Annotated in this window: 3 protein-coding genes, 4 tRNA genes and 1 rRNA gene; 6 read left to right on the forward strand and 2 right to left on the reverse strand. The window is 26.3% G+C overall.

What is annotated here, in order from left to right:
• Positions 1-29 precede the first annotated feature (29 nt).
• The 4 genes from K5V21_RS18800 (at position 30) to K5V21_RS18815 (ending at position 588) form a co-directional block, all read left to right on the forward strand.
• Positions 30-113 (forward strand) — tRNA-Leu (locus tag K5V21_RS18800).
• Positions 114-138: 25 nt separating this feature from the next.
• Positions 139-213: transfer RNA gene (locus K5V21_RS18805), tRNA-Gly, on the forward strand.
• Between the two features lie 5 nt (positions 214-218).
• A tRNA-Gly gene (locus K5V21_RS18810) sits at positions 219-292 on the forward strand.
• A gap of 219 nt (positions 293-511) precedes the next feature.
• A tRNA-Arg gene (locus K5V21_RS18815) sits at positions 512-588 on the forward strand.
• A 663-nt stretch (positions 589-1,251) separates the two neighbouring features.
• Here the strand turns inward: K5V21_RS18815 and K5V21_RS18820 are convergent.
• Both K5V21_RS18820 and K5V21_RS18825 read right to left on the reverse strand, forming a co-directional pair.
• Complete coding sequence (locus tag K5V21_RS18820) at positions 1,252-1,905, reverse strand: hypothetical protein (RefSeq protein ID WP_221862617.1); 654 nt, start codon at positions 1,903-1,905, stop codon at positions 1,252-1,254.
• Between the two features lie 1,364 nt (positions 1,906-3,269).
• Complete coding sequence (locus K5V21_RS18825; protein ID WP_221862618.1) at positions 3,270-3,566, reverse strand: cupin domain-containing protein; 297 nt, start codon at positions 3,564-3,566, stop codon at positions 3,270-3,272.
• Between the two features lie 300 nt (positions 3,567-3,866).
• Here K5V21_RS18825 and K5V21_RS18830 point away from each other — a divergent pair, with 300 nt between their 5' ends.
• Positions 3,867-4,604, forward strand: coding sequence for an MgtC/SapB family protein (locus K5V21_RS18830; protein ID WP_221862620.1), 738 nt, complete (start codon positions 3,867-3,869; stop codon positions 4,602-4,604).
• 1,033 nt (positions 4,605-5,637) lie between these two features.
• A 16S ribosomal RNA gene (locus K5V21_RS18835) occupies positions 5,638-5,701 on the forward strand; the annotation flags it as partial.

The following is a 5,701-nucleotide window of genomic DNA, read 5'->3' on the forward strand; positions in this document are numbered from 1 at the left end:
GGCGAGCCACCAATTTAATTAAATAACGTGCAGGTGTGGCGGAATTGGCAGACGCACTAGACTTAGGATCTAGCGCCTTAGGCGTGGGGGTTCGACTCCCTTCACCTGCACCATTAATTAAATTAATATAAAATATATGCAGAAGTGGCTCAATGGTAGAGCGCCACCTTGCCAAGGTGGATGTTGCGGGTTCGAGTCCCGTCTTCTGCTCCATATATGCGGGTGTTGCTTAATGGTAAAGCTCTAGCCTTCCAAGCTAGCCACGAGGGTTCGATTCCCTTCACCCGCTCCAACAAAAACAACTAGTTTTTAGTTGTTTTTTTTATCCCTAAAATATAAAAGTGTTTGATAAAATCCACAATTGGTAAAAAGATATCCACAACAAATATTATTTTTTATTTGTTTTTTGTGGATATTTTTTTTAATTTGTTATGTAAAATTTATACTATTAAGTAGATTTAAAGAATTGATGTGGAAATTTGAATTAGAAATGATTATAATTATAAAATAAGCACCTATAGCTCAGCTGGATAGAGCGATGGACTTCGAATCCAAAGGTCGCGAGTTCGAATCTTGCTAGGTGCACCAATATCAATAGGTTAGAGGAGTAGAGTTCAAGCTTTACCCCTCTTTTTACCCATTATAGCTTTTTATAAAGCATTTTTATCACAAAAAAAATATTATTTAACGTCCATTGATAAGTATAAATCGTTTAATTTACTTGATACATTTTCTTTTATATTACTTAAAGCGTGTGAATAAGTATCTAAACATGAACGAGAAGTATTAAAATTATATTATGGTAAGTATTTTAGATAATACTAAGATAGACATAGGAAGTTTAATTTAAGGGGATGGAGAGAGTTTATATCCTTTTATTTATATATGACATAATTTGATGAGGCTAAATATAGGTGATATTAATATAATTAACAAAAAAAGAGAGCTTGAGCCCTCTTCTTTAATCAGCTTTTTTTAAAGTTGTTAGTATAGGGGTTCCTTTAAATAAAAATATTCCCCATAAGATTATAATGAATATAGCCATTTTTTCAGATATATTAAACCAAAGTATGTAGCCTATAAATAGAGTTAAAGTATTTAATATTCTCTTAAGCCATTTACTAATGGAGCTTTCTTTATTTAAAGACCTACATCTTGGACATCTGATACTTGGGCAAGTTGTTTCTAGTCTTTTAACTTCATTTCATTTGAATTTATAGTCACAATTACAACATTTAAACATATTATCACCTACCTATATTGTTTATTAAAAATAACTTCTTTAGTAACATTGTTATTTGTTAACTTGAAGTCTAGAGTTCGTCCATCCCATTCGCTTACATTATAGAAAGTACCTCTAGGATTCTTTATTATTCTTAATCGAACCTTTTTATTTTTTTTCGTTAAATTATTAATTTTTGTACCTGCACTTATTCTAGGCAATGCAGAAAACATAGTTATATAACTATAAGGCTTGGCTATGTGTTTAGCTACTGAACCAACAACATTAGAAACTATTGTATTAGCAACAGTTTTAATAACTGTGCTTGAGTTTAATGCATATGCTGCATCTTTTGCTTGTGATACTGTCATATAGTAATCATCTACTTGTTGTGAAAATCTTGGAGCACCAAGTCGCTTTTGAATAAGAGCACTACTTTTACCTGAAGGAAGCCTATTAGTAGCACCACCACCACTTATATTAGCCTTAGGCATTGCTTTAGGCATGTTTTTTATTTCCCCATCTTCATTTATGTCATTTTTAGTTAACCCTATTCCGTCTATGTAGGCTATAATATCATTATTTGAAGGAGGGATATTGTCTGCAAATGCAGCTACTTGAGAAGAGAGACAAAATAATATCATTATAGCGATAATTTTTATAAAGTTACTTTTGTTTTTCATAAAAAATCCTCCTTTTTAATAGAATGTTGATAATTAAATAGTAATATAAGTAATAGATAATTAAAAGACTGCAATTTATTGTAGGGATATGATAAAATTATACTGTTGGGGAAAAATATGTTAGATGAAAATCAGAGTAAGTATTTTAAAATACTAAGATTAATATATAGTGATGAGTGGGTATTAATAAATTTCATATCCTTTTACTTATATGTGGGCGTAAAGTATTTAACGCCCTATAAATTGATGATATGGGGTTAAGCTTGGAAGATGTATATAAGATGGAAGATACTTACTTAAGAGCTATACATAATAAGGGGAGTATATGTAGAAGAGTTAGGATTACCTCAATGTTAGGCTAGTAATAAAAGAAAGTAGAGCTAAAATAAATTTATATGTAGTGTTTAAGTTAATAATATTTAGATATAAGGGTATGGTGTATTATGGAAGAAGTAGATCAATTAATAAGATATTACTATAAAAATAATAATGTAAAATATAGAAATAGCATAATTTGCAATGTAAAATTCATATAATAAGGTATGTTTTGGAAATTATGGTAACGTATTTAGTTATAAATGAATTTAAATGTTTTAGAGAGGATTAATCCTCTCTTTTTTCGAGTTTTATGTTTAAAGATATTAAAAGTAATTATTGTAAAATTTATTATTGCTAAATATATTATAATTGCATAAAGCTTAAAGTTTAAAATATTATGTTTGTGTAGAAATTTGAAAACACCACAAAAAGGAAGAGTGATTAAGCTTAATATATCTAATATAAATTCAGAGTAAATAATATATGTGTCTATATAACATAATACTTTATAGATTTGAAAATAATTTTTATATCTAAAGATAATAGGAAGATAGATATGAAAATAAAAACTGTAAAGATTATTTTTTCTTTTCTATTGAAGTTAAAGTAAGTAATTAAGAATATTGAAACCAATGCATCTAAAAGAGTTGTGGCAATATAACTCCTGGGTAAAGAAAACAAAACTAATCCTATAATTATTAATAATAAATACGATATTGATATCTTTTTTTGCTTTTTAAATTTATTACACTCCTAATTCAATTATAAGTTAATATAAGTAAAATGTAATTGGGTATATAAATTATATATAATAGATCAGGAGAGTAATTAATAAGAATATATTAAAAACTTTACCCCTTATAAAATAAGATTGTTTATAAAAAAATTAAAATTATAATAGCTATATATCCAGGAGTAAGTATGATATAAACGATAATAAAATTATATATTTCCTTTCCACAGGTGGCGAGTCCGAATCTTGCTAGATGCACAAAAATAAAGACCTATAGAATTTCTACAGGTCTTTTTGTTATGAAAATTATAAATTACACTCCAAATGTTACTAATGCTTTTGATTCTTCTAATGCGACTACATTATGTATTACATTCGAATCAAATGAAAGAAGTTCTCCTTTTGATAACTCATATCTTCCTCCATCTTCAAATTCTATTTTAAACTTTCCTTCAAGTACAACTAATTGAGCCATTTTTTCATGAGTGTGATTTGGTAATCCTTCACCAGCTTTACAATTAAGATATACAGATATAAAATTATTGTTTTTAACAACTAAATTTTTAATACTTGTCTTTTCTTTAAATAAATTCATTTTTTCTCTTTTCATCTTTATCACCTCAAAGTAATTTCTTATATAATCCTTAATTGAATTATATAGCTTTTAAAATCTAATTAATGTAATTTAAATCAAATTATGATTAATTTTCATTTTCTATTTGTTAAAAACAATTTATTTATATTATAAAGTGTGCAATAAAAAATAAGATAAAATTAATCTATGGATATTCTGTATGCTATAAATTATTAGAAAATCTTAATGAGAGATAAATAGATATAAAATCATAATTATATATCTATATTGATAAAATGTATTATATAGAATATATGGTTAGGAAGAATATATATTATGAGCATTGAAGATATAGCTACTAGATTGTTATTAGCAATAGTAATTGGAGGAGTGGTAGGATATGATAGAGAATTTAAAAATAGACCAGCTGGATTCAGAACCCATATACTAGTATGTATTGGAGCAACTGTAACTGCTTTAATTGAAGTAGAACTTGGATATTCAATTATGAAAGGAATAACGGAGACTCCAGAGCTTTCAGGGATGTTAAGTGTTGATTTGGGAAGAATAAGTGCTCAAGTAATATCAGGAATAGGGTTTTTAGGAGCTGGTACAATAATAAGAAATAAAGGTTCGGTTAAAGGGCTTACAACAGCAGCATCAATATGGGCAGTTGCTTGTGTTGGACTAGCTATTGGCATGGGATTTTATACTATAAGTATATTAAGTGCAATTGGGATAGTTATTGCATTAGTATTTTTAAAGACCTTCCAAAATAAATTTATAACTAAATTAGAAGAAATAAAATTTGAAGTAAAATATGATAATAAAATTGAGGCTATAAAAGAGATTGATGATTGTTTGATAGATATGGAAATAAATATAGAAAATATAGAGTTTAATTTAATAAATGAAAATAGAGGAGAGCATAATTTTGAAAATACTTGTGTATACACTATTTTAGCTCCTCAAAATATTGATTTAAATTTATTAATATGTGATTTATCTTCAGGAGAGCATATATTAGGTCTAAAATTATTAAATAAAGGTGGAGTAAGTAGGAAAATGAAATAGAATAATCAATTATTTTTGAACTAAAAAGAGAGCTGAAATAAAAGATAGATATATTTGATTGATAATGATTAAGTATAGCTATCTTTTTATTAATTTATCTGAAAAATAGAATTAGGAAGTGAAATATATTGAATTTTAATTTCATAGTTTTCAGTTTGAGATTCAACTAAAAATAAATCTCACACATTATGTTTTAATGTAGCTTTATCTAGTGGAGAATAAATTAATATTTCATTATTGAGTGGATTGAATATATACCATAACTATAGCAAATATATTAATACTAATTATTTTAAAATAATACCTTAATAATTAGTAGGGGGAGGATATGTGTTATATGGGTGATTTTTATCATACTTTGCAGATGTATTATTCTACTTTCATTTTTATCACTATATCTTTTACAATAATTATAATTTTACTTAAATAAGTATCATATTTAAATTCTTTTAGGTTTTAATTTATATTTAGAATTATGAAGACTTTTATATGTTCTATTTATTCTTTAAGTTTATATATTACTTATATAGTTAAGTAGCTAAGTGTTAAGAATAACATTCATTGTAAATAAATTTATAAGCAATATAAATATAATATATAACAAAATATAAGTAGTCATTAAAAATAGAAGTGACAAAAGGCTTAAATATAATACAAATATATACAATTTAATAATAATATTAAGAAAAACTTATCCAAGTGTATCTATATGAGAAAAATATAGAAATATTGAATAAATTAAAGAATTTTAAATATAATATTCAATAAATAGATGTTACATAATTATGTAGAGTAAATACTATGATAGAATAATCCATGTTGTCACCGGGAAACAGTGCGAAACACAAAAGATTGTGTAGAAAAACACAAAAAAATGTGTTGACATTATTCCACAGAGATGATAAGATAAGGAAGTCGCTTAAGGGCGACAAGATATTTGATCTTTGAAAAATGAACAGAATATAGAAATACATTTAAACAACCAGCAATTCTTTTTATTAAAGTAAGTTTTATGAGTGAAAAGATTAAACTTTTTATTGAGAGTTTGATCCTGGCTCAGGACGAACGCTGGCGGCGTGCCTAACACATGCAAGTCG

Source organism: Clostridium sardiniense (assembly GCF_019753795.1).
Taxonomy (GTDB): Bacteria; Bacillota; Clostridia; order Clostridiales; family Clostridiaceae; genus Clostridium; species Clostridium sardiniense.

Excerpts from the sequence above, each read along its gene's own strand:
- K5V21_RS18830 (WP_221862620.1), top strand. The coding sequence starts at position 3,867 with ATGAGCATTGAAGATATAGCTACTAGATTGTTATTAGCAATAGTAATT.
- K5V21_RS18820 (WP_221862617.1), bottom strand. The coding sequence starts at position 1,905 with ATGAAAAACAAAAGTAACTTTATAAAAATTATCGCTATAATGATATTA.
- K5V21_RS18825 (WP_221862618.1), bottom strand. The coding sequence starts at position 3,566 with ATGAAAAGAGAAAAAATGAATTTATTTAAAGAAAAGACAAGTATTAAA.